Annotated in this window: 22 protein-coding genes; 18 read left to right on the forward strand and 4 right to left on the reverse strand. The window is 69.4% G+C overall.

The features are described from left to right. Window positions 1-430: 430 nt before the first annotated feature. Entirely contained in the window at window positions 431-2,689 is a 2,259-nt protein-coding gene (locus tag BOQ54_RS18330; protein ID WP_169790091.1) for a GumC family protein, read from the forward strand. A 128-nt stretch (window positions 2,690-2,817) separates the two neighbouring features. Further along, entirely contained in the window at window positions 2,818-3,630 is an 813-nt protein-coding gene (locus tag BOQ54_RS18335; protein ID WP_071924682.1) for a hypothetical protein, read from the forward strand. A gap of 18 nt (window positions 3,631-3,648) precedes the next feature. Here BOQ54_RS18335 and BOQ54_RS18340 read toward each other — a convergent pair whose 3' ends face one another. The 3 genes from BOQ54_RS18340 to BOQ54_RS18350 form a co-directional block, all read right to left on the reverse strand. Next, a complete protein-coding gene (locus BOQ54_RS18340; RefSeq protein WP_055458636.1) occupies window positions 3,649-4,443 on the reverse strand; it encodes a class II glutamine amidotransferase in 795 nt (264 codons plus the stop codon). A 151-nt stretch (window positions 4,444-4,594) separates the two neighbouring features. Further along, window positions 4,595-6,067 (reverse strand): cryptochrome/photolyase family protein, encoded by a 1,473-nt coding sequence (locus BOQ54_RS18345; protein ID WP_071924683.1) that lies wholly within the window; start codon window positions 6,065-6,067, stop codon window positions 4,595-4,597. Next, window positions 6,060-6,560 (reverse strand): TspO/MBR family protein, encoded by a 501-nt coding sequence (locus BOQ54_RS18350; RefSeq protein ID WP_071924797.1) that lies wholly within the window; start codon window positions 6,558-6,560, stop codon window positions 6,060-6,062. Before BOQ54_RS18350 ends, BOQ54_RS18345 begins: the two co-directional genes overlap by 8 nt. A 312-nt stretch (window positions 6,561-6,872) precedes the next feature. Between BOQ54_RS18350 and BOQ54_RS18355 the strand changes: the two genes are divergently transcribed. From BOQ54_RS18355 to BOQ54_RS18370, 4 genes are all read left to right on the forward strand, one after another. Continuing rightward, entirely contained in the window at window positions 6,873-7,883 is a 1,011-nt protein-coding gene (locus BOQ54_RS18355; protein ID WP_055458634.1) for an ABC transporter substrate-binding protein, read from the forward strand. Window positions 7,884-7,969: 86 nt separating this feature from the next. Next, entirely contained in the window at window positions 7,970-9,442 is a 1,473-nt protein-coding gene (locus BOQ54_RS18360; RefSeq protein ID WP_055458633.1) for a sugar ABC transporter ATP-binding protein, read from the forward strand. Then, complete coding sequence (locus BOQ54_RS18365) at window positions 9,439-10,380, forward strand: ABC transporter permease (RefSeq protein WP_071924684.1); 942 nt, start codon at window positions 9,439-9,441, stop codon at window positions 10,378-10,380. Before BOQ54_RS18360 ends, BOQ54_RS18365 begins: the two co-directional genes overlap by 4 nt. Beyond that, on the forward strand, window positions 10,380-11,348 hold the full coding sequence (locus BOQ54_RS18370; RefSeq protein ID WP_055458631.1) for an ABC transporter permease: 969 nt from the start codon (window positions 10,380-10,382) through the stop codon (window positions 11,346-11,348). The genes BOQ54_RS18365 and BOQ54_RS18370 overlap by 1 nt, the downstream gene beginning before the upstream one ends. Before the next feature lies 1 nt (window position 11,349). Here the strand turns inward: BOQ54_RS18370 and BOQ54_RS18375 are convergent, their stop codons facing one another. Next, the gene (locus BOQ54_RS18375; RefSeq protein ID WP_071924685.1) at window positions 11,350-12,291 is read right to left on the reverse strand and encodes a 2-dehydro-3-deoxygalactonokinase; all 942 of its coding nucleotides are present in this window, start codon (window positions 12,289-12,291) and stop codon (window positions 11,350-11,352) included. Between the two features lie 108 nt (window positions 12,292-12,399). Here BOQ54_RS18375 and BOQ54_RS18380 point away from each other — a divergent pair, with 108 nt between their 5' ends. From BOQ54_RS18380 to BOQ54_RS18435, 12 genes are all read left to right on the forward strand, one after another. After that, entirely contained in the window at window positions 12,400-13,329 is a 930-nt protein-coding gene (locus BOQ54_RS18380; protein ID WP_071924686.1) for a dihydrodipicolinate synthase family protein, read from the forward strand. Next, window positions 13,329-14,495 (forward strand): mandelate racemase/muconate lactonizing enzyme family protein, encoded by a 1,167-nt coding sequence (locus BOQ54_RS18385; protein ID WP_071924687.1) that lies wholly within the window; start codon window positions 13,329-13,331, stop codon window positions 14,493-14,495. Before BOQ54_RS18380 ends, BOQ54_RS18385 begins: the two co-directional genes overlap by 1 nt. 51 nt (window positions 14,496-14,546) lie before the next feature. After that, the gene (locus BOQ54_RS18390; RefSeq protein WP_186438086.1) at window positions 14,547-15,809 is read left to right on the forward strand and encodes an ABC transporter substrate-binding protein; all 1,263 of its coding nucleotides are present in this window, start codon (window positions 14,547-14,549) and stop codon (window positions 15,807-15,809) included. 79 nt (window positions 15,810-15,888) lie between these two features. Continuing rightward, window positions 15,889-16,848, forward strand: a complete 960-nt coding sequence (locus tag BOQ54_RS18395; protein WP_019400526.1) for a carbohydrate ABC transporter permease — start codon at window positions 15,889-15,891, stop codon at window positions 16,846-16,848. A 10-nt stretch (window positions 16,849-16,858) separates the two neighbouring features. Further along, window positions 16,859-17,686 (forward strand): carbohydrate ABC transporter permease, encoded by an 828-nt coding sequence (locus tag BOQ54_RS18400; protein WP_019400525.1) that lies wholly within the window; start codon window positions 16,859-16,861, stop codon window positions 17,684-17,686. A gap of 16 nt (window positions 17,687-17,702) precedes the next feature. Next, a complete protein-coding gene (locus tag BOQ54_RS18405) occupies window positions 17,703-18,836 on the forward strand; it encodes an ABC transporter ATP-binding protein (protein ID WP_055458625.1) in 1,134 nt (377 codons plus the stop codon). Between the two features lie 37 nt (window positions 18,837-18,873). Next, window positions 18,874-19,857 (forward strand): NAD-dependent epimerase/dehydratase family protein, encoded by a 984-nt coding sequence (locus tag BOQ54_RS18410; RefSeq protein ID WP_063188797.1) that lies wholly within the window; start codon window positions 18,874-18,876, stop codon window positions 19,855-19,857. Beyond that, a complete protein-coding gene (locus tag BOQ54_RS18415; protein ID WP_071924688.1) occupies window positions 19,794-21,545 on the forward strand; it encodes an SMP-30/gluconolactonase/LRE family protein in 1,752 nt (583 codons plus the stop codon). Before BOQ54_RS18410 ends, BOQ54_RS18415 begins: the two co-directional genes overlap by 64 nt. Further along, on the forward strand, window positions 21,542-22,282 hold the full coding sequence (locus BOQ54_RS18420; RefSeq protein WP_071924689.1) for an SDR family NAD(P)-dependent oxidoreductase: 741 nt from the start codon (window positions 21,542-21,544) through the stop codon (window positions 22,280-22,282). Before BOQ54_RS18415 ends, BOQ54_RS18420 begins: the two co-directional genes overlap by 4 nt. A 72-nt stretch (window positions 22,283-22,354) precedes the next feature. Then, on the forward strand, window positions 22,355-22,909 hold the full coding sequence (locus BOQ54_RS18425; RefSeq protein WP_071924798.1) for a sigma-70 family RNA polymerase sigma factor: 555 nt from the start codon (window positions 22,355-22,357) through the stop codon (window positions 22,907-22,909). Further along, the gene (locus BOQ54_RS18430) at window positions 22,893-23,666 is read left to right on the forward strand and encodes an anti-sigma factor family protein (protein ID WP_055458621.1); all 774 of its coding nucleotides are present in this window, start codon (window positions 22,893-22,895) and stop codon (window positions 23,664-23,666) included. Before BOQ54_RS18425 ends, BOQ54_RS18430 begins: the two co-directional genes overlap by 17 nt. 42 nt (window positions 23,667-23,708) lie before the next feature. Further along, window positions 23,709-24,434, forward strand: a complete 726-nt coding sequence (locus tag BOQ54_RS18435) for a Bax inhibitor-1/YccA family protein (RefSeq protein WP_019400518.1) — start codon at window positions 23,709-23,711, stop codon at window positions 24,432-24,434. Window positions 24,435-24,446 lie beyond the last annotated feature (12 nt).

Here is a 24,446-nt window from a genome sequence, read left to right on the forward strand (position 1 = left end):
CAACGCCTTAAAATTGTATTATCAGTATAATGCAAGTTAAAATATATATCTGACACTTGGGTGTCGGCCACCCGGCCGGCGACGGCTGCGAGGGCATTGCCATGTCGAGATCTTTCTTCCAGCCGTTACGCTGCTTGAGATGGCGAGGTGCACATGCAAGGCCGCGCATAATGCAAGGGCGCCGGACTTCCTTTCCGCCGGTTGTGCTCCCGCTCCGATCACCCTGGGAGGCGCCCATGTGCGCGCTGCGAGAATCGTCAGCCCGTCGAGGTCCTGACGGTGCCGCCCCCAGCGGCACCGTTCCGGCCCCGCGGCGCGACCGGTGCCTGCCTCCACGGGCGCCCCTCGTCCGCTCGCGGCGGCAGTCGCACGCCCGGCAGCGCGAACCGTTCGCTTCTCAATCGTTCCAGAACGCGCCTGGATCTCGATGTTGACGCGACGTTCCAGCGAGGGCGCGGGGCTGCCGGCGGTCCCGGCGGGAGAGGCCCACGGCCCGGCGTCGGGCGATATCCTCGATCTGCGCGGTTTGTGGCTCGTGCTGCGCCGTCGCGGAGGCATGGTGGCGGCGACCGTCTGTCTTGTTCTCGCCATCACCGTCATGACCCTGGCGCTGATCGAGCCGCGCTACAGCGCGACCGCCGTGGTGCTGATCGATCCGCGCCAGCAGCGCGTGATCTCCGCCGAGGCGGTGCTTTCGGGGATCGGATCGGACGCGGCCGCTGTCGAGAGCCAGGTCGAGGTCATCGAATCGTCGACACTGGCCCTGCGCGTGATCGCGCGCGAGAAGCTCGAGGGCGATCCCGAATTCGCCGAGCGGGGATTCCTCCTCCGTCTTCTGGAGCAGGTGTCCGTCGGTCGACATTCTCCCGTCCATGACGAGGCGGACTTCCGGCGTGCGGCGGTGCTGGATGCCCTGCGCGAGCGCATGCAGGTGAAGAGGCGTGGGCGAACCTACGTCCTCGAGATCTCGGTCGTGTCGCAGAGCGCACAGAAGGCCGCACGGCTCGCCAATGCAGTGGCGGACGAATATGTGGCCGGCCAGCTCGCCGCCAAGTATCGGGCGACGGAGCGTGCCTCCCAGTGGCTCGGGGGGCGCCTCGAGGCGTTGCGCGAGCAGGTGTATGGCGCCGAGCGGGCGGTCGAGCACTACAAGGCGGAGCACAACCTCGTCTCCGTCGGGTCCGGTGACAACCTTCTCGAGCAGCAGATTGCCGAGATCAGCCAGCAGATGATCCTCGCGCGGGCCAGGACCGCCGAGGCGCGGGCGAAATTCGCGCAGATCCGCGAAGCGGCCAGCGCCGGGGTTGGAGAGCCAGGGATCGCGGAGGCGCTCGGCTCCCTCGTCGTCACCAACTTGCGCACGCAGTTCGCCGAAGCCGCGCGCCGTACTGCGGAGCTCGGCGCACGCTACGGCAGCCAGCACCCGAGCGTCACGGCCGCCAGGGCGCAGGTGGATGACCTGCAGCGCCAGATCGACGCCGAGCTCGCGCGCATTCTGGCCGGCGTGCGCAACGAATACGAGGTTGCCGTCGGGCGCGAGGCATCGCTCGAGGCGAGCCTCGCCGAACTGAAGAAGGAGGCCGCCCGCTGGGGCGAGTCGACGGTGAGGCTGCGCGAGCTCGAGCGCGAGGCCATGGCCCTGCGCTCCGTCTACGAGCAATTCCTGACACGTTCCAAGGAAACGCTGGAGCAGGAGAGCCTGCAGATCGCCGATGCGGAGATCGTCGCTCCGGCCATCGTGCCGACGCGGCCGAGCTACCCGCGGACGGGGCTGGTGCTTGCGGTGGCCTGTGCCGGCAGCATCCTTGCCGGCCTGTCGCTCGCCTTCGCGCTCGAGCATCTCGACGTCGGCTTCCGCAGCATCGGGCAGGTCGAGGCCTGTCTCGGCGTGCCATGCCTCGGCGTTCTGCCCGTCGTCCAGGAACGGCCGCGGCCGATGCCGTTGGCGCCGCAGGCAGCCGGGCGAGACGCCTCCCGATCATGGCTGTGGTCAGCGAACCGGCCAGCGGATGCGCTCATGCGCATTCTCGTGGAGCAGCCGCTGTCGGCTTTCGCGGAAGCCGTACGCAAGGTCCGCGTCGGCCTGCGCTCAGCCGAAGGCGGCGGTGTCCGGGTGCTCGTCGTCGTCTCGGCCCTGCCGGGGGAGGGTAAGTCGACGATCGCCGCCAATCTGGCCCTTGCCCTGAAAGTCGCGGGCGAACGCGTGGTGCTGGTGGACGGCGACCTGCGCAATCCGGCGCTTACCCGCGTCCTGGCGCCACACGCCGAGCAGGGTCTCATCGAGGTCCTGCGCGGGGAGCAGCCGCTGGACGCCATCCTCATGGAGGACAAGGCGACGGGGCTCACGTTCCTGCCGACCGTACGGACCGGAGCGGTGGCCGATGCCGCCGAGCTCGTCGAAACCCACCATTTCGACGCCGTGCTCGAGCGGCTGCGGCTGGCCTTCGACCGTGTCATCGTCGATGCGGCGCCGCTGCTGCCCGTGGTCGACAGCCGCGCCATCATCGGCCGTGTCGACGGCGCCCTGCTGGTGGTCGAATGGGGCAGGATCGATCCTGCCGCCGCGCAGGCGGCGATCCGCACGCTCGCGGCCGATGCCGATCGCGTGATCGGCGCCGTCCTCTCGAAGGTGACGACGGAGGGCTACCGGTACTGTTGCGGCATTGGGAGCGCCGATGGCGGGGCCTGAGTTCCACCGGTGCATTCCGTCGTCGACCGGGCAGTGGCGCGGCAGTCGTCGCCCGTTCGCGAACGGGTCACCGCCATTCTCGCCGGCGCCGACCGGCGTCTCGCAACCAGCACAGCCGGGGTCACACCATGATCCGTGCCACCCTCAAGCAACATGCGCCCTTTCTGATGGGGCCCTGGCGGGCCATGCGCCGCCGTGCGCACCGTCTGCGCTACGGGGCGATGGCGGCGGCGGTGGAGCGGCATGCCGGCGGCCGCATCATGGGCGGCCCCTTCGCAGGCCTGCGCTTCCCGGACAGCGGCATCGGCGGATCGTACTATGCCCAGCTCGTCGGCAGCTATGAGGCTGCGCTGGTGCCGGTCATCGAAGATGTCATCGCGCGCGCGCCGGCGGCCGTCATCGATGTGGGCGCCGCCTACGGCTACTATGCCCTCGGCCTTGCGTACCGCTTGCCGGGCGTGCCGGTGATCGCCTACGAGATGGACGCCACCCGCGCTGCTCTTCTCACGCGCTATCGCAGCCTCAACGGGCTCGATGCCGCCGTCGACGTCCGCGGTGCGTGCACGCCCGAGACGCTCGAGACGGCATTGGCCGCAACGGCGGATGCCTTCTTGTTGATGGATGTGGAGGGGGCGGAGGCGGATCTTCTCGATCCGGCGCAGGTGCCGGCACTCCGGCGGACGGAAATCCTCGTCGAACTGCACGAGATGTTCGTGCCCGGCGTGACGGCCATGTTGCAGGCGCGTTTCGCCCGCAGCCACGCCCAGACCCTCGTTTCGGCCTGCTCTCCGCAAGTCGCGACGACCGCCGCGGCGCGCCTCGCCCGGACGGAGCGCCAACGCGCGCTGCTGTGCGCCATGCTGGCCGAGAAACGCGGTGCACAGATGAGGTGGCTGCATTGCAAGCCGAGGTTGGCCGCAGACGACGGAACACCCGTCTGACCGGACCGGTCGCCGTGCTCAGGCCGCCACGGCTTCCGCCGCCCAGGGAAATGGGGCGACCGTCGTTGCCGTGCCGCGCCGCACCGTGATGAAGGCGCCGCGCGGCACCGCCTGCCAGTGATCGCCACCCCGGTCCACCGGCTCGGACGCAACGGTCACTGCGCCGGGCTGCTCGCTGAAATAGAGGCTCGCCGGCCGATCGTCGCAGGCGACGCGGAAACAGTAGAGCGTCTCGCCATCCGTCAGCGCGGCGGTGAAGCGCAGCGCCTCGTCGACACTGGCGTCGCGCATCAGCATCTTGGTGAAGCCGAGTGTGGCGGCAACCGCCTCGGGCGGCGGACTGCCTTTCGCGATCTCGGCCAGGGCGAGCAGGAAGAGGACCTCGGAATCGGTCGTGCCCTGCCGTGCGTGATAGAACTCGTCGGGCAGGGCGGCTTCGAGCCGGCGCTTGATCTGCGCATAGCCGCCGATCTGCCCGTTGTGCATGAACATCCAGCGGCCGTGAGCGAAGGGATGGCAGTTGGCACGGCTGGTCACGGTACCCGTCGCCGCGCGCACATGGGCGAAGAATTGGCCAGAGCGCACCTGTGTGCACACGGAGCGCAGGTTCTCGTCGGACCAGGCCGGGCGCAGGTCGCGGAACAGGCCGGGAATGTCGCGCTCGCCGTACCAGCCGATGCCGAAGCCGTCGCCGTTGGTTGCCGTCTTGCACTCGGCCGCGTGCAGCGACTGGTGCACCAGCGAATGTTCCGATGCGCACACGAGCGTTTCGAGGAAGATCGGCTCCCCCTGGTAGGCGAGAAAGCGACACATCGACGGGCCTCATCGACAGGACGGTGCCGGATTCGGCGACGCACCAGCCACACCACTGGAATCGTGCCGGCTCGCCTTCGTCAAGAGGCGCAACAGGTGCGATGTGCGATGCCGCACCCGATCCGTGGCGCATCCGCCTGCCCAATCCGCATCAGCCCACGGAGCGGAAGGCAGCGAGGGCCCGCTCGCGGGCGGCATCATGCAGGACGAGGCGTGGCGGATAGCGCTTGGCCAGCGCCTCTTCGCCAGCCTCCCACGGGCGATGGATCCGGGAAGCCGGCAGGGACGCCAGCTCCGGCAGCCATTGCTTCACATAGGCGCCATCGGGATCGAAGCGTTCGCCCTGCAGGACCGGGTTGAAGATGCGGAAGAAGGGGGCCGCGTCCGCGCCCGATCCCGCCACCCATTGCCAGCTTGCGGCATTGTTCGCGGGATCGGCATCGATGAGCGTGTCCCAGAACCAGGCCTCGCCCTCACGCCAGTCGATGAGGAGGTGCTTGACGAGGAAGGAGGCCGCGATCATGCGCACGCGGTTGTGCATATAACCGGTGGCCCAGAGTTCACGCATGCCGGCGTCGACGAGCGGGTAGCCCGTCTGCCCGCGCTGCCAGGCGGCGAGGGCGTGCGGATCGTGTCGCCATGGCATGCCGTCAAAGCGGGGTTGCAGGTTGCGGCAGGCCAGTTCGGGATTGTGGAACAGGAGATGATAGGAGAACTCGCGCCAGCCAAGCTCGGCGAGGAACTTCTCGAGTCCTCGCTGGGCCGCGGGCGCCTGCGCTGCCGCTGCCGCCGAGGCCGCGTGCCAGACCTGCCGCACCGAGATGTTGCCGAAGCGCAGATAAGCCGACAGGCGCGACGTTGCCGCCCGGTCGGGCCGGTCGCGCCGCTCCGCGTAGCCGGTCAGGGCCGTCTCCAGGAAGCGGTCGAGTGCGGGCCGGGCACCGGGCTCGCCGCGGATCCAGGCCTCGCGCAAGCCGCCGGCCCAGTCCGGGTTGGACGGCTCGAGCTGAAGATCGGTGAGGCCGACGGCCGGCAGTTGCGCGACGTCGAGGGCGTGGAAGGACAGTCGGTGTGGGGCCGCCAGGGGTCGGGGTGGGGAGCCGAGTGCCGAGGCCGTGCGCCAGAAAGCGGAGAAGACGCGGAACGGCTGGCCCGTCCGGCTGCGTACGGTCCAGGGCTCGTGCAGCAGATGGCCATTGAAGCTGGCGGCCTCGATGCCCTTCGCGCGCAAGGCGGTTTTCACCGACTCGTCGATGGAGCGTTCCGCCGCGCCATAGCGGCGGTTCCAGTAGACCGCGCCGGCGTTGCAAGCGCTTGCCAGCTGCTCGATGATCTCGCGCGCAGGACCGCGCAGCATGACGAGCTGCCCTCCCAACTTGCGCAGCGCTTGGTCGAGCGCAGCGAGCGAGCCGTGCAGCCACCAGCGCGCGGCACCGCCTAACGGTCTCAGGCCCGGGCTCGCCTCGTCATGGCAGAAGACGCAGACGAGCGGTTGCTGGGTCCTCGCCGCTTCCGCCAGCGCCGGATTGTCGGCAAGGCGCAGATCGTCCCGGAACCAGACGACGACCGGTCGGCCGGGTTCGGAGGGATCGTGTCTCGCGGGGTTTTGCCGGCTCTCAGCCATTCAGGCGCCAGATCTCGAGGTTGAGCACCGTGGCGAAGGCTACCCAGGCGGCGAGCGGCCACAGGCAATAGGCCGCGATCGCGTCGAGACGGCGGAAGCGATCGATCGTTGCCAGGATGATCAACAGCTGCGGCACGATGTTCAAGAGCCCGGCCAGCGGGCTGTGAAGCCCGAAGAAGAGCCAGGACCACAGGATGTTGAGCGCGAGCTGGGCGAAGAAGAGCGTGAGGGCGACCCTTCTGCCCGGGGTGTTGGGCGGCAAGCCCAGAATGCGCCAGGCGGCAAGGGCCATGAGCGCGTAGAGCGCGGTCCAGACGGGACCGAAGATCCAGTTCGGCGGATTGAATGGCGGCTTGGCGAGCCCCGCGTACCAGGGCACCAGGCTCGGAAAGGTCACGAGCTGGCCCAGGAGTGAGGCGGCGATGACTGGCAGCACGGCGATGGCCGCGCGCGCCCAAGGAGACGGGCGAAGGGGATGCTCGCGTTCACTCATCGTCTGGTCCCTGTCCGTCGGGGAGCGCAGCGACCGGCGGGTGCCGCCATCCTTCAACGCCGGAGGCTCGGCTTCGTTCAGCCTCAGCTATCCAGCTACAGCACGCGGACGAGCCGTCTTGCGCAGCGCCCGTCTGCATGGTGAGCTTGAGCTGGCCGTGACGGCCTCGGTCCCTTCGTAATCGAGACTGCAGTGAGTTGACAGTTCTTGCAACCGCTGGTTACGTCACCGGCATAAATCGGTTAGATCGCGGCGTTGCCGCGCGGCCAAAGATCCCGATGAACGGGGCGTTACGTCAAGGGGAGTGAAACGATGAAAATCGCAAGGTTGCTGCTTGCCTCGGCCACGCTTGGGCTTCTCGCCGCGCCGCAGGCCCTCGCCGATACGGCGGACAAGAAGATCGCCCTGTCCAACAACTACGCCGGCAATTCCTGGCGTCAGGCCATGCTGAAGAGCTGGCAGAAGGTCACCTCCCAGGCCGTGGCCGACAAGGTGGTGGCGGCCGCGGACGCCTTCACCACCGCCGAGAACCAGGCGACGGAGCAGGCGGCGCAGATCCAGAACCTCGTCCTCCAGGGCTATGATGCCATTGTCGTCAACGCGGCCTCGCCCACGGCGCTCAACGGCGCGGTGAAGGAGGCTTGCGATGCGGGTATCGTCGTCGTCTCCTTCGACGGCATCGTCACCGAGCCTTGCGCTTGGCGCATTGCGGTCGATTTCAAGAAGATGGGGTCGGACCAACTCGACTATCTCGCCGAGCGCCTGCCCGACGGCGGCAATCTGCTCGAGATCCGGGGCCTCGCCGGCGTCTCTGTGGACGAGGAGATCCATTCGGGGATCGTCGCGGGCGTCGCCAAGCATCCGAAGTTCAAGGTCGTTGGCTCCGTCAATGGCGATTGGGCGCAAACCGTCGCACAGAAGGCGGTGGCGGGCATCCTGCCGAGCCTGCCTGAGATCGCTGCCGTCGTGACGCAAGGCGGCGATGGCTACGGCGCGGCCGAGGCCTTCAAGGCGGCCGGGCGCCCGACGCCGATCATCATCATGGGCAACCGCCATGACGAGTTGACTTGGTGGAAGCAGCAGAAGGACGCGAACGGCTACGAGACCATGTCGGTCTCGATCGCCCCGGGCGTGTCGACGCTCGCCTTCTGGGTGGCCCAGCAGATCCTCGACGGCCAGGACGTGCCGAAGGACCTCGTGGTGCCCTTCCTGCGCATCGACCAGGACAACCTCGAAGCCTCTCTCGAGGCGACCGAGCCGGGTGGTGTCGCCAACAAGGAATATACGCTTGACGAGGCCAAGGCCGTCGTCGCTGGCAAGTAGACCGAAACGGCCTCGATCGGAGCCGTCCGGCGGACAAGGCCGGGCGGCTTCCCGTCTCTTCCGCGGGCATCGAACGGGACAGGTCCATGGACGCTCCGTCGGCTTCTGCCATCGTGCAGCTCGAGGGTGTGCGCAAGAGTTTCGGCGCCGTGCGCGCGCTCGCCGGCGTCGACCTCGACGTGCGGGCTGGCGAATGCCTTGGCCTCGTCGGCCACAATGGGGCCGGCAAGTCGACATTGATGCAGGTGCTCGCCGGTACGCTCGCCGCCGACGAGGGTCGGCTCGTGGTCGCGGGCGACGACATCACCGCGAGCGCCGGCGTGGCTGCGGCCCGGGCACACGGCGTCGTCTGCGTTTTCCAGGAACTGTCGCTGTGCCCCAACCTGACGGTGGCCGAGAACGCCCGCGTCATGCACCGCGCCTTCCGGGGCTTCGGCTGGCGCAAGCGCGCCGGCGCGGCCATGGCGGCCATGCTCGACGACATCTTCCCGCGCCACGGCATCGATCCGGCGGACGTGGTGGCGGACCTTTCCATCGCCCGTCGGCAGATGGTGGAGATCGCCCGCGCCTTCCTCGTCACCGACGAGCCGCTGCGCCTCGTCATCCTCGACGAACCGACCTCCTCGCTCGACCAGGTGGTGGCCGAGCAGCTCATGGCCTTCGTGCGCCGCTTCGTCGCCCGGGGCGGCAGCGTCATCCTCATCTCGCACCTGCTCGGCGAAATTCTCGCGACCAGCGACCGTGTCGTGGTCATGAAGGACGGACGCGTCGTCGAGACCCGCCCTGCCCGCGACTTCACGCGCGATAGCCTCGTCGCCGCCATGGGCTCCGTCGCGGCACGGGAGGATGAAAAGCGGGCGGCGGCGGCGCAGCCGGCGGGCGAGGTCGTGGTCGAGGCGCGTCCCGCGCGGCAGGCGGACGGGCGGAGCCTTCGCGCGCGCCGGGGTGAGATCGTCGGCCTCGCCGGGCTTGCCGGCCACGGCCAGACCGATCTTCTCGTGCGCATCAATGCCGCGGCTCAGGGGCGCGAGCCGCACGCGCGCGTTGCCGGCGCGGTCGCCTTCGTCGCCGGCGACCGCCAGTCGGATGGCGTGTTCCCGCTGTGGAGCATCGCGGAGAACATCACGATACGGTCCCTCGGGGGCCTGCGCCGGTTCGGGCTCATCGACCCTGCGGCGGAGGCGCGCATGGCCGAGGAATGGCGCCAGCGTATCGCCATCCGCACGCCCGACATGGGCAACGGCATCCTCTCGCTCTCCGGCGGCAACCAGCAGAAGGCGCTGTTCGCGCGGGCGCTCGCCTCTGATGCCGGCATCGTGCTGATGGACGATCCCATGCGCGGTGTCGATGTCGGCACCAAGCAGGAAGTCTACGGCATGATCCGGGCGGAGGCGGCGCGCGGGCGCACCTTCCTCTGGTACACGACGGAGTTCGACGAATTGCGCCACTGCGACCGCGTCTACGTCTTCCGCGCCGGCGCCATCGTCGCCGAACTGGCCGCCAACGAGATCACGGAAGAACGGGTGCTGCAGTCGTCCTTCGCCGAGGAGGCGGCATGAACGCTCTGATGCCTTCGCCGCGCCTCGTCAGGGCGGCGCTGCCGGCCCTGTCGTTCGCGGCCCTCCTCGTCGCCATCTGGTTCGTGCAGCCGCGGGCCATCAGCTATTTCGGCTTCAACCTGATGCTGAACCTCGCGATGCCGATCGCCTTCGCGACCATCGCGCAGCTCTGCGTCATCACGGTCAACGACCTCGATCTCTCCATCGGCGCCTTCGTCAGCTTCGTCGCCTGCGTCGGCGCCACCTGGCTCAATGCGACCCCGCTTCTCGGGGTCGCGGTGCTCCTCGGCGCGGTCGTCGTCTATGCCCTCGTCGGCGCGCTGATCCACCTGCGCAACCTGCCGTCGATCGTGGTCACGCTCGGCATGTCCTTCTTCTGGCTGGGCTGCTCGGTGCTGCTCCTGCCTTCGCCGGGCGGCAGCGCGCCGGCCTGGCTCGCGGCGCTCGTGAAGGTCAGGACGCCCCTGGTGCCGTTCGCCATCCTCGTCAGCGCCGCCCTGGCGCTCGTCGTCCATGTCGGCCTCATGCGCTCGGCCTGGGGGGCGATCCTGCGCGGGGCGGGCGGCAATCCGGTGGCGGTGGCGCGGGCCGGCTGGTCGCTGCTGCGCACCAAGGTGACGATGTTCGCGCTCGCCGGCTTCTTCGGCGTCCTCAGCGGCCTGTCGCTCGTCGGCCTCACCACCTCGGCGGACGCCAACATCGCCATCCGCTACACGCTCCTGTCCATCGCCGGCGTCATCCTCGGCGGCGGCGAGTTCGTCGGCGGGCGCGTCTCGCCCGTCGGTGCGGTCCTCGGCGCCATGACGCTGACGCTCGCGGGCTCGCTCCTGTCCTTCCTGCGCATCTCGCCCGACTGGCAGATCGGCGCCCAGGGCGCCATCCTCATCGTCGTCCTGGCGCTGCGCGCCCTCGTCAACCGGCTCGAGCGGAGGCGCTGATGCGGCAAAGCGCCTTCTCCCGCCTCGCCGACTGGTCCGCTGAGCGGCCCTGGCTGTGGTCCTTCGTCGGCGCGGGCCTCATCTTCCTCGCGACGACCGCCTTCACCAGCGGCAAGGGCGGCGGCGACGTGCTGACGGCGGCGCTCACCTTCGCCACCTTCTACGTCATCGTCGGCATCGGCCAGATGTTCGTCATCACGACGGGACCCGGCAATGTCGACCTGTCGATCCCCGCCAATATCGCGCTCGCCGGGGCCGTGGCCATGAAGGTGATGGACGGCAGCAACGCGATGATCGTGCCGGGGCTCGCCGCCGTCGCCGCCGTTGGGCTCGCCATCGGCTGCTTCAATTTCGCGCTGATCCGCATCCTCTCCATCCCGCCCATCATCGCGACGCTGTCGGCGAGCTTCCTCGTGCAGTCGACGGCGATCGCCTATGGCCGCGGCCTGCGCATCAAGCCGCCGCCGATCTTCGCCGAGCTTGCGACGGGGCGCGTTCTCGGCGTGCCGATCCTCGCCATCATCGCCATCCTGGTCGCGGCGGCGATGGCACTCGTGCTGCGCCGCACGGTCTACGGCCGCTCGGTGCTCGCCATCGGGCAGAATGCGCGGGCGGCGGGGCTCGCCGGCATCCGCGTCGCGCGCGTGCGCTTCGCCACCTATGTCCTCAGCGCCGTCTTCGCGAGCTTCTGCGGGGCGCTGCTCGCCGGCTTTTCGGGCGGGGCCTCGCTCAACATGGGCGAGGAGTTCCTGCTCGCCTCCATTGCGGTCGTCGTCATCGGGGGCACCTCGGTCGCCGGCGGCTTCTCCAACGTGCCGGGCATCTGGGGCGCGTCACTGTTTCTCTACCTGCTCGTGACCATGCTCAACACCTTCGGCGTCGGGGCCGGCGTCCGCCTCATCCTCACCGGCCTCATCATCATCGCCGTCATCGCCCTGTCGGGCGGGCGCCGGCCGGGCCGCGGCTAGATCACACAAGCGCGGTGATGGCGAGCGCCCCGCGCACGGTGGCGTCCTCGGGACCCATGACGACCGCGAGCCCGCTCGCCTCGGCGGCGCGGCGGTAGAGATCGACGAGGTCGTCGTCGCCGACGACGGCGACCGTGTCACCGGCCCTGCACCAGCCGCCGCGCTCGGCCTCGACGAATTCCCAGCCGATGACGAGGCCGGAGAGGTAGTCGACCATCTCGCCCGGCGTGATCTTTCCGGCGAGCCACCCCGTGCGGACGGAAAAGAGGCGGGTCAGGAGACCGCCGGCGTCCGGCTGCGCGTCGCGCGCTGCGGCGAGGCCGCGCGCGAAAGCCTGGCGGTCGGGGACGGCGGGCCGCGCCGCGACCTTGGCGAGGAAGGAGTGGCGCGACAGGGTCGCGAAGATCTCGCCGGTCACGAAGGTCTGGAAGCGTTCGATGCGCCCCCCGGCGATGCGCGCCCATTTGGCGTGGGTGCCCGGCAGGACGACGGTCATGTCACGCCCGAGGCCGAAGCCGACGAGTTGTGTCTCCTCGCCCCGCATCACATCCGGATAGGGCCGGGCCGCCCGATGGGTGAGCCCGGGCAGGAAAGTGACGGTGTCGCCCCCTTCGAGTTCGAGGCGCCGTGCCGCGGCCGCGAGATCCGCCGGACTCGCCGGCGTCGGCACGTAAGGCATCTCCAACCAGCCGTTGCGGCTGCCGATCATGCCGGCGGCGACGATGGACAAGGGGCCACGTCGTTGCCGCCACGGTGTGAGGGTGCGCGCAAGGAGCCCGGAGAAATCGCCGTCCACCATCGACTGGATACCTTGCGGCGTCTCGATGCGCTCACTCTCTTCTCCGTCCGGGCCGATCAGCAGGGCGCGGAATTGCGCCGGTCCCCAATCGAGGACGACGTTGGGCTCACCCTTCGGCTCACGTTTCGCTGCCTCAGCGCCCATTCCAGGACCTCCTCCCGTCTCTCTTGGTTGACACTGCTTAGCACCCGGACATATGATCCACAATAAGCAACAAATGATCCAATATATGGATCGAATGGGAGTAGCGCTGTGCTGAGGGGTATCCTGCCTGTCCTGCCGACGCCGTTCCGGGCCGATGGCGCCATCGACGAAGCCGCCATGCGCCGCCTCGTCGCCTTCGCGCTGCGGAGCGGGGTGGACGGGGTCGTCTTCCCGGGCTTCGCCAGCGAGGTGGAGAGCCTCTCCGGCGAGGAGCGGCGGCGTCTCCTTGCCGTTGTCGTCGATGCCGTTGCAGGGCACGTCCCGGTCGTCGCGGGGGCGAGCGCAGCTTCGCTCGAAGAGACGATCGCCCATTGCCGGGATGCGCTGGCTGCCGGCGTCGGCAGCGTGATGATCCAGGCGCCGCGGGGCATCGGCGCGGACCGCGAGGCGGTCACCGCCTTCTTTCGCGGCGTCGCCGAGGCAGTGCCGGGCCCCGAGATCGTCCTGCAGAACGCGCCGGCCCCGCGCGGCTCGGATCTCGACCCGCGAACGATCCTCGCGGTCGTGCGGGATGTGCCGGCGGTGCGCTGGGTCAAGGAGGAGACGCTGCCCTCCGGTCCGGCCATCACCGCGATCCTCGCCGAAGCGCCGGCGCATCTCGCCGGCGTCATCGGCGGCGGCGGAGCGCGCTACATCCTCGACGAATATGCCCGCGGCGCCTGCGGCGCCATGCCGGCGCTGGAACTCGCCGACCTGCACGTGGCGCTCGACCGTGCCTGGCAGGCGGGGGACCGCGCCCGCGCCCGCGCGCTCTACATGCGCAGCCTGCCGCTCCTCGCCCTGCAGGCGCTCTACCGCATGCGCCTGACGAAACACGTGCTGAGGCGGCGCGGCGTCCTCCACAACGCCGAGGTGCGCGCGCCGACGCCGGAGCTCGATCCGTGGAGCACGGCCGATATCGACGGCTGGTTCGACGAGGTCGCGGATCTCCTCACCGTCATGCCGCCGGCGGCAGCCGAAGCCGTGGGAGCACGCTGATGGCAGAGCGCGTCGCATCCGTCACCGCCCACACCATCACCCTGCCGCGGGAGACGCCCTATCTCGGCGCGCTGCGGCCCGGGGAGGAAGTGAATGCGCGCGGCTACATCGTGCGCAAGGGCAACCGCACAGTCTATCCCACCGTCGATCGCAGCGTCGTCCTGCGCATCGAGACGACGGGCGGGGCCGTCGGCTGGGGCGAGACCTACGGCATCGTCGCGCCGGGCACGGTGCTGGCGCTGGTGGAAGACCTGCTCGGTCCCTTCGTCGTCGGACGCGACCCGCTCGACGCGGCCGTCATCCACGACGACCTCTACGACCTCATGCGCGTGCGCGGCTATACCGGCGGCTTCTATCTCGATGCGCTCGCCGCCATCGACATCGCGCTGTGGGATCTTGCCGGCAAGCTCGCTGGCCTGCCCCTCGTCAAGCTGCTCGGCGGCCAGCGGCGCGAGCGCACCCCGGCCTATGTCTCCGGCCTGCCGGAGCGAACGCGCGCCGCCCGTGCGGATCTCGCCGCGCATTGGCAGGAGAGGGGATTTTCCTCCTTCAAGTTCGCCGCGCCGGTCGCCGACGATGGCCTGGCGAGGGAAATGGCGACGCTGCGCGAGCGCCTCGGCGAGGAGGCGCGCATCGCCTGCGACATGCACTGGGCCCATACGGCGGAGGAGGCGATCCGCCTCATCCGGGCCATGGAGCCGCACGACCTGTGGTTCGCCGAGGCGCCGGTGCATACGGAGGACGTTGCCGGTCTCGCCCGCGTCGCCGCGCAGGTGTCGACGACGATCGCGGCCGGCGAGGAGTGGCGCACGGTCTTTGATCTCGTGCCGCGCGTCGAGCGCCGGGCCTGCGGCATCGTCCAGCCGGAGATGGGCCACACCGGCGTGACCGAGTTCATGCGCATCGGCGGCTATGCTGAGGCGCATCACCTCAAGGTCATTCCCCACTCGACCATCGGCATCGGGCTGTTCCTCGCGGCGAGCCTGCACGCGAGCGCGGCGCTCGCCGCCGTCGACTGCCACGAGTTCCAGCATTCCATCTTCGAGCCCAACCGCCGCCTGCTCACCGGCGACATGGACTGCGCGGACGGGTTCTACACCCTGCCGACGGGGCCGGGGCTCGGCGTCGAGCCGTCCAGCGAGGCACTCGACCTGTTGCGATCATAAGAAACAGACCCAAGGCGACCACGGGAGGAAGCCATGCATCTGACGAAGAGACTGAAAGCCCTGGGCCTTGCCGCGGCGGCCGGCGCCCTTCTGGCGACCGGCACCATCGTCCCCGCCGCGGCCGACACGACCCTGAAATTCGTCTCCTGGCAGAAGGACGAGCGGGGCGTCGGCGACTGGTGGGGTGCGCTCATCAAGGCCTTCGAGGAGAAGCACCCGGGCGTCAAGATCGAGTGGACGAAGGTCGAGCGCGGCGCCTATTCGGATACGATGACGACGCTGTTCGCCGGCGGCTCGCCGCCGGACATCGTCCATCTCGCCTCCTTCGAGTTCCAGAAATTCGCCGACAACGGCTGGCTGGAGAACCTCGATCCCTGGATCGAGAAGGCGAAGCTCAACCTCGACGGCTGGGCCGGCCAGAAGACCTGCGAATGGCAGGGCGACACCGTCTGCATCATGATGCTCTATTTCGGCTACGTCATGGGCTACAACGAGGAGCTCTTGCAGAAGGAGGGGCTCGCCGTTCCCAGGACCTGGGATGAGTTCATCGCCGCGGCCCGCAAGACCACGAAGGATCTCAACGGCGACGGCATCCTCGACCAGTTCGGCACCGGCCACGAGACCAAGGGCGGCGGCGGGCAGTATCTCTCCGAGATGCTGAACTATGTCCTCGATGCCGGCGGGCGCTGGACCGACGCCAACGGCAAGGTGACCATCGACACGCCGGAGATGGTCGAGGGCCTCACCCGCTGGAAGGCGGTGGTGAAGGATAACCTCACGCCGCGCGACCTCTCGGCGGGCGAGGTGCGCCAGCTCTTCGCCGACGGCAAGATCGCCGTGAAGTTCGACGGCCCCTGGCTCTATCCCATCATGCAGAAGGGGGCGGCCAAGGATAAGCTGAAGCTCGCCATGGTGCCCTTCGATCCGCCGGTCGGCGGCTCGTCCAACGTGCTCGGCATGGCGAGCGAGATCTCCGACGACCGCAAGGCGCTCGTGTGGGACTTCATCGCCCTCGCGACCTCGGACGACTTCCAGACGAAATACGCCACCATGGCCGCCTCGACGCCACCGAGCCCGCGGGCCGACGTCTCGGGCGCCAAGGGCGAGACGCCGCATTTCGACCTGCTCGTCGAGGCGGCCCAGGCGGCCGCCAAGGCAGGCGTCGACCGCATCCCGACCGGGCTCGAGATCCAGTACAACGAATTCGCCAAGATGGTCATGGAAGAGGCCCAGCGCATGATCATCCAGGACCTCGACCCGAAGGCCGTCGCCGCGACGATGCAGGCGAAGGCCGAGGCGATCCAGAAACAGTAACGGCCTCAGGTCGAGCACCGGCCCGCCGGCCTCGCCGGCGGGCTCCCGCACCCCGGGGCGCGGTGAGAAGGTTATCGTCATGTCCACGCAGTCCATCCCCGCGCAGCCGCTTGCCGCCCGCGCGCCGGGCCGTCGTCGCCGCTTCGGCCTCGATCTCGCGCGTCCCAGCCGGCGGCACTGGCTCGGCTATCTCCTGCTCGCGCCGGCCGTGCTGCTGATCGCGCTCATCATCGTCTATCCGCTCTTCATCTCGCTCGACCTGTCGTTCCAGAACGTCGGCATCGCCCGGCTCGACCAGCCGCGGCGGCCCTTCACGCTGGCGAATTACGAGCGCCTCTTCACCTCGGCCGAGTTCTGGATGGCCTGCTGGGTGACGTTCAAGCTGCTCGTCATCGTCACCGGCGCCTGTTTCGTGCTCGGGCTCGCGACGGCGCTGCTGGTCAACAACAGGTTCCGCGGCCGCAGCATCGCCCGGCTCTTCGTCGCCCTGCCGTGGGCCGTGCCGGAGGTGATCGCCGTCGTCATCTTCGCCTGGATCTTCGATTCCTCCTTCGGGCTGATGAACTGGCTCTTCATCACGCTCGGGCTGACGAGCCAGACGATCAACTGGTTTTCGGACCCCGACGCCGCCTTCGCCGTGGTGGCGATCACCATGATCTGGAAGGGCTATCCCTTCGTCTCCATCATGGCGCTCGCCGGCCTGCAGTCGATCCCGGAGGATTTCTACAATGCGGCGAAGGTGGACGGGGCCAATGCCTGGCAGCGCTTCACCAACATCACCATCCCGACGCTGATGCCGGTGCTCGGCGTCACCATCGTGCTCGTCATGCTGTGGGTGTTCCGCGACTTCTCCATCATCTACGTGCTGACCGGCGGCGGGCCGCTCAAGGCGACGCAGACGCTGTCGATCATGACCTACGAGCAGGCCTTCGGCTTCTTCAAGATGGGCTACGCCTCGGCCGTGGGCATCGTCACGCTCGTCCTGTGCGTGCTGGCGAGCCTTCTCATGGTCGGCCGCCGCGCCGAAGCCATGTACTGAGGAGGCGGCGATGAAGCTCCGGTCCTCGCGCATCGCGCTCTATCTCGGCGTCGCCGCCACCTGCGCCGTGCTGCTGTTCCCGATCTACTGGCTGTTCGTGACGGCCATCTCGCCGCCGGCGGACCTGCGCTCGCTGCCGCCGCGCTTCTGGCCGGACGTGCCGCAATGGCAGGTCTTCTCGCGGATCGCCGAGGAGCGGCCGATGCTCCTGTGGCTGACCAACTCGACGCTCGCGGCGCTCGGCTCGGTCGCCCTGTCGATGACAGTATCGGTCTTTGCCGGCTACGCGCTGTCGCGCTTCAGGGTGCGGGGCGGCCAGTCCCTCGGCCTCTTCATCCTCACGGCGAAGATGCTGCCGGCGACGCTGCTTGTCATCCCGCTCTTCGGCATCTTCCGCTCTGTCGGGCTCATCGGCAGCCTCTGGTCGGTGGTGCTCGCCCACGCGACGCTGATCGTGCCCTTCACCACCTGGATGCTGAAGGGCTATTTCGACACCATCCCGCGCGAGCTCGAGCAGGCGGCGATGGTCGACGGCTGCTCGCCGCTCGGCGCGCTCTTCCGCGTCATCCTGCCCGTGGCGACGCCGGGGCTCGCGGCCACCGCCCTCTACGGCTTCGTGCTGTCCTGGTCGGACTATGCCTATGCCCGCACCTTCCTGACCAATGCCCAGCAGAGCTGGACGGCCAACCTCGGCATCACGACCATGAAGGGCGAATACGTCACCGACTGGAACGAGATCTCGGCCGCGGCGGTCTTCGTCGCCCTGCCCATCCTCGTCATCTACCTCTTCCTCGAACGCTATCTCGTCGGCGGCCTGACCGCCGGCGCGGAGAAGTAATCCGGAGCAGCGATTTATGGCCGGTATCCGCATCGAGAACGTCCGCAAGTCCTACGGCGCCGTCACGGTGCTCAGGGACTTCAATCTCGACATTGCCGACGGCGAGTTCGTCGTCTTCGTCGGTCCGTCGGGCTGCGGCAAGTCGACCATGCTGAAGATCCTCGCCGGCCTCGAGGAGGCGAGCGGCGGCCGCGTCCTCATCGGCGAGCGGGACGTGACGGACCTCGCGCCCGGCGACCGCGACATCGCCATGGTGTTCCAGAACTACGCGCTCTATCCCCACCTCACCGTCGCCCGCAACATGGGCTTCGGCCTCAAGATGCGCGGCATGGACCGGGGCGAGATCGACCGGCGCGTGAAGGAGGCGGCGAAGATCCTCGCCGTCGACCACCTGCTCGACCGGCGGCCGAAGGAGCTCTCCGGCGGCCAGCGCCAGCGCGTCGCCCTCGGCCGCGCCATCGTGCGCGAGCCGCAGGCCTTCCTCATGGACGAGCCGCTCTCGAACCTCGACGCGAAGCTCAGGGTGCACATGCGCGCCGAGATCAGCGCCCTGCACAAGCGCCTCGGCGTCACCACCATCTACGTCACCCACGACCAGATCGAGGCCATGACGATGGCCGACCGCATCGTCATCATGCGTGACGGGGAGATCCAGCAGATCGCCGATCCCGACACCATGTTCGCCCGGCCCGAGAATCTCTTCGTCGCCGGCTTCATCGGCTCGCCCGGCATGAACTTCCTGCTCGGCAACGTTACCGCCGACGAGCGCGGCGCGCGCGTCAGCCTCTTCGGGCAGGACGTCTCCCTGCCGGTGCCGCTCGCGGCGGTGCCCGGCATCGCCGGCCGGCCGGTCATCCTCGGCCTGCGTCCCGAGCACATCGGGCCGGCGCACGGCCCCGTCTCCTTCGCCGTGAGGCCGCGGCTGGTCGAGAGCCTGGGGAGCGAGAAATACATCTATGTCGACCTGCCGCACGAGAACCGCGGCGCACCGGCGGACGCCAAGGGCGCCGACGACGAGCGCCGGGGCGACGCCCTCATCGCCCGGCTGGTCGATGCCGGCGCGGTGGCCACGGGCGAGCCCATCACCTTGTCCTTCGACCCGGCGCGCCTGCACGTCTTCGACGCCGACACGCACCGGGCCATCCGCTGAGGTTTCGCCATGAGCATCGTCCCATGAGGATCCTCCGATGAGCATCGTCGTCACCGGCAGTGCCGGCCGTATCGGATCGCGGGTCGCGCGCCGCCTCCTCGACGAAGGCGAGGCGGTCGTCGGCTTCGACCTGCGCCCGGCCGGCATCGATCATCCCCGCTACCGCGAGGTCATCGGCGCCTTCTCGGACCCGGCCGCCGCACGGCAGGCGGCGGAGGGCGCTAAGGCCGTTCTTCATCTCGGCGCCTTGATGTCGTGGCGGCGCGAGGATGCCGACAGACTCTGGGAGGCGAACGTCACCGGCACGCGCATGGTGGCCGAGGCGGCCGCGGCCGCGGGCTGCCGGCGTTTCGTCTTCGCCTCGTCCGGCGAGGTCTATCCCGAGAACGTGCCGGCCTATCAGCCCATCGACGAGGACCATCCGCTTGCGCCCCGCACGCCCTACGGCCTCACCAAGCTCCTCGGCGAGGAGATCGTGCGCTTCCTCGGCCGCACGGGCGCCATGGAGACGGTGATCCTGCGCTTCTCGCACACGCAGGATGCGGCCGAGCTGCTCGATCCCGACAGCTTCTTCTCCGGTCCGCGCTTCTTCCTTCACCCAAAGATCCGCCAGCAGCAGGCCTTCGGCAACGCGGCGGCGGTCGCGGCGCTCGTGGCGGTGGACGACGGCCGCGAGGCGCTCGTCCTGTCGCGCAACGAGAACGGCCGGCCCTTCGCCATGCACATCACCGACACGCGCGACATGGTGGAGGGGATCCTGCTCGCCGTGCGCCATCCGGCCGCGGCCGGGGAGGTCTTCAACCTCGGGGCGAGCGAGCCGGTTGACTTCGCGCGCGCCCTGCCGCTCATGGCCGAGCGCACGGGCCTGCCCCTGCGCGAGGTCAACCTGCCGGGGCCGGGCGTCCGCTATCGGACGGCCAACCACAAGATCCGGGAACGACTGGGATTTACGCCGACATGGACCATCGAGCGCATGATCGACGAGGCGGTCGCGGCGCGCAGCGCGCGGCAGCGGTCGTAAGGCCGGAGGAGCGGGACGTCCCCACCGGCGCGGCCGCGCTCGCCAAGGGGCTCTACCTGCTCGAGGTCATCGGCGAAGCGGAGACGCCGCCGCGCTTCAAGGACCTGCAGGCGGCGACCGGCCTGCCCAAGGGCACGCTGGCGCGCATGCTCAACACCCTCGTCCTCTTCCGCCTCGTGCGGCACGAGGAGAGTGACAGCACCTATCGGCTCGGCCACCGGCTCTTCGAGCTGGCGCACCGGGTGTGGGAATCCTTCGACCTGCGCGGGGCGGCCGCTCCGGTCCTCGACCGCCTGGCCGACGAGATCGCCGAGACGGTGGCCATCGCCACCATCGATGCGGACGAGGTGCTCTATATCGACCAGCGCAGCCGCGGCGGCGCCTTCGGCTTTCGCATCGAGGTCGGCCGCCGGGCGCCGCTCCATTGCACGGCGGGCGGCAAGGCGCTCCTCGCCTTCGCCGCGCCGCACGAGCAGCGGGCGCTCCTCGACCGCATCCGGCTCACCCGGCACACGGCGAATACCATTGCCGATGAGGCGGCGCTGACGGCGGAACTCGCGCTGATCCGCGCCCGCGGCTATGCGATCTCGGTGTCCGAGCATGTCGAGGGCGTCTCCTCCGCCGCCGCGCCCATCTTCGACCATACGGGCAAGGCGATCGCCGCGATCGGCGTCTTCGGCCCGAGCGCCCGCCTTCCCAACGACCGCCTGCACGTGCTCGGCCGCGATCTCATGGCGGCGGCGCGGCAGGTCTCCGGCAACGTCGGCGCCGCGCCGATGAACATCACCTCCCAGCTCGGGCCCGGTCACGGCGCTGATCCCGCCGTCGCGTGCGTCCTGCCGTGGGGCGCCCATCTCGCCGAGGGGCCGGTATGGATCGCCGGGCACGAGCGGCTCTACTGGGTCGACATCCTCGCCCCCTCGGCCAACCGTTTCGATCCGGTGACGGGCGAGAACGAGGAACTGCGCCTGCCGCAGCTCATCAGCGCGCTCCTGCCGCGCCGTGGCGAGGGCCTCGTGGCCCTCACGCAGACGGGCCTCGTCGGGCTCGACTTCGCGACGGGCGCGACGACGCCGCTCGTCGACCCCGAGGCGGACATTCCCGACAACCGCTTCAACGACGGCAAGTGCGACCGGCAGGGGCGGCTGTGGGCAGGCAGCATGCGCCTCGACGCGAGCCGCACCTCGGGCTCGCTCTATGTCATCGAGAAGGACCTTTCCTGGCGGCGCGTCTCCTCCGGCTATACCGCCGCCAACGGGCTCGACTGGAGCCCGGACGGGCGCACGCTCTATTTCGTCGATTCCGTGCCCGGCCGGATCTATGCCTTCGATTGCGATCCCGAGACGGGCACGGTCGAGAACCGGCGCGTCTTCGCCGAGGTGCCGCCCGAGGAGGGGAGGCCGGACGGGCTTGCCGTCGACAGCGACGGCTTCGTCTGGTGCGCTTTGTGGGACGGCTGGCGCGTGCGCCGCTATGCGCCCGACGGGCGGATCGACCGGGACGTCGGCCTGCCCGTGCCGCGGCCGACGAGCGTCGCCTTCGGCGGCGCCGACCTGAAGACACTCTTTATCACCTCCGCGCGCGTGCGCCTGCCCTCGCGCGTTCTCGCCGAGGCGCCTTTCTCGGGCGGGCTCTTCGCGCTGCCGGTCGCCGTGCCGGGCCTGCCCACGGCGGCTTTCGCGGGATGAGCGCGCTCTACCCCGATCTCGCCGGCCGTGTTGCGCTCGTCACCGGCGGCGCGGACGGCATCGGCCGGGCGACGGTCATGGCGCTCGCGCGCCAGGGCGCCCGCTGCCTCGTGCTCGACATCGATGCGGGCAAGGGCGAGCGGCTCGCGGCCGAGGCGCCGGGCGTCGTCTTCCGCCGGGCGGACCTGCGCGACGTCGCGGCGACGGTTGCCGCGATCCGGGACGGCGAGCAGGCGACCGGCCCCGTCGCGCTCCTCGTCAACAACGCCGGCCATGACGAGCGCCATGCCTTCACCGAGGTGACGCCGGACTATTGGGACGACCGCCTCGCCGTGAACCTGCGCCACTTCATGTTCGTCACCCAGGCGGTGGCACCGGGCCTGCGCGCCGGCCGCGGCGCGGTCGTCAACCTCGCCTCCACCTCCTGGATGCAGGGCGCGGTCAACCTCATCGCCTATACGACGGCGAAATCGGCCGTCATCGGCTTCACGCGCTCGCTGGCGCGTGAACTCGGGCCGGGCGGCGTGCGCGTCAACGCCGTCACGCCCGGCTGGGTGATGACGGAGCGTCAGCGCGCCGCCGCGACCGCCGAGCGGCTCGCCCGTGCGGCCGAGCGCCAGGCGCTGCCCGGCGAGATCCTGCCCGAGGACGTCGCGGCGATGATCGTCTTCCTCCTGTCGGGCGAGGCACGCATGTGCACGGGCCAGAACTTCATCGTCGACGCCGGCGTGGTGTAGGGGGCGCGGGGCCGCAACAAAATTTCGACGTCCAAGGGACGAATTCGGTCGGCGGCTCCGTATATGGAGCTGATGACGTCGCAACGGTCCCGCTTCGACACCCTCGGACAGCTCACGGCGCTGCGCCGCTATGCGCGGTCGCTGACGCGCGACGATGTCGCTGCCGAGGACCTCGTGCACGATACCTTGCTGCGCGCCTACGAGCGGCGCGGCAGCTTCGAGGCCGGCCGCGGCTTGCGCGCATGGCTGTTCTCCATCCTCCACAACCTTTTCGTGGACGGGCAGCGGGCCCGGCGGGCGGACGAGCGCCGCAAGGCGCTCGTGGCCGATCTCCATCCCGAGCACCAGCCGGCGGTCCAGGACCAGCAGTTGCGCCTCGCCCAGCTGCGCCGCGCCTTCATGGACCTGCCCGACGAGCAGCGCGCGGCGCTTCACCTCGTCGCCATCGAGGGCATGAGCTTCGCCGAAGCCGCGAAAGCCCTCGGCATTCCCTCCGGCACGCTGATGTCGCGCCTTGCCCGGGCGCGCGCGGCGCTCCGGGCACTCGAGGAGGGGGAAGCCGGCGCCCGTCGGGGCAAGGCGCCAGACCTCAAAATCGTAGGAGGATCCGATGGATCGTCCCATTGATCCGATCACCGAGGCCGATCTCGAGGCCTATGTCGAGGACCAGTTGCCCGTGGCCCGCCGGATCGAGGTGGAAGCGCACCTCGTCCGGCATCCGGACGAGGCGGTCCGCGTGATCACGGACCTCAAGATCCGCGACGAGTTGCGGTTGGCCCTCGCCGGGCCGCCCTATGTCGGGCGCAGCGCGACGGCCGAAGCGGCCCTGCGGCTGGAGCGGGGGCTGTCGCGCGACCGTTTCCTGCGCCAGCTGCGCAAGGTGGCGGCTGTCGCCGTCCTCGTTGGGACCGGCTGGCTCGCCCACGCCGAGTTCGGTGCCCTGCGCGTCGGCGAGGTCGTCGCCTCGGCGATCCCGCCAGCCTATGTGGTGGATGCCATGCAGGCACACCGCACGGCCGAGGTACGCGCCGGCATGGCGTCGCAGCCCGCCGTACCGCGCTACGACCCGGCCGAGATCCGCTCGGCGACGGCGATCGGCCTGCCGCCCCTGCCCGAGGGCTGGTCCGTCGCTGACGTGCAGATCTTCCCCTCCACCTTCGGGCCGAGCGTCGAGATGGCGATCCGCACCGAGGCGCTCGGGACGGTGTCGCTCTTTGCCGTGCGACCGGGCGCCTTCGATGTCGTGCCGGCGACGGTCGCTCACCACGGCGATCTCGCCGCCGCCTACTGGCAGATGGGCGAGGTCGCCTATGCGCTCGTGGCGCGCGCCGATTCCAAGGAACTCGACCGGGCCGCCGACCGGCTGGTCCGAGCCCTCTACTGAGTGCAAACCCAAGCAACTGATCCACCCCAGGAGAACCAAGCGATGAACATGCCGAACTATGGCTACGGCTGGCAGGCGGGCGGTGCCCGCGTCGATCGGGCACTCTTCGACGAGGGCCTGCGCCAGCACATGCTGCGCGTCTACAACTACATGGCCCTCGGCCTCGTGCTGACGGGCGTCGTCGCCTTCATCGTTGGCACGACGCCGGCGCTCTACGTGCCGATCTTCTCGACGCCGCTCAAGTGGGTGGTGATGCTGGCGCCGCTCGCCTTCGTTCTGTTCTTCTCCTTCCGCATCCAGACCATGTCGGCGGCCGGCGCGCAGGGCCTGTTCTGGGCCTTCTGCGGCGTCATGGGCCTGTCGCTCGCCTCGATCTTCCTCGTCTTCACCGGCACGAGCATCGCCCGCACCTTCTTCATCGCTGCCGCGATGTTCGGCGCGACGAGCCTCTACGGCTACACGACGCGGCGGGACCTGTCGCAGTTCGGCTCGTTCCTGATCATGGGCCTCATCGGCGTGATCATCGCGAGCATCGTCAACCTGTTCCTCGGATCGAGCGCGCTGCAGTTCGCCATCTCGGTCATCGGCATCCTCGTCTTCGTCGGCCTGACCGCGTGGGACACGCAGGCGATCAAGGAGCGCTATGCCGAGAACTTCGATGCGGAATCGCAGCAGAAGCTCGCTGTCTTCGGCGCTTTCTCGCTCTATCTCAATTTCGTCAACATCTTCCAGCTGCTGTTGAATTTCACCGGCGAGCGGGAAGGCTGAATTCGTTCGAGC

Source organism: Chelatococcus daeguensis (assembly GCF_001887265.1).
Lineage (GTDB): Bacteria > Pseudomonadota > Alphaproteobacteria > Rhizobiales > Beijerinckiaceae > Chelatococcus_A > Chelatococcus_A sambhunathii.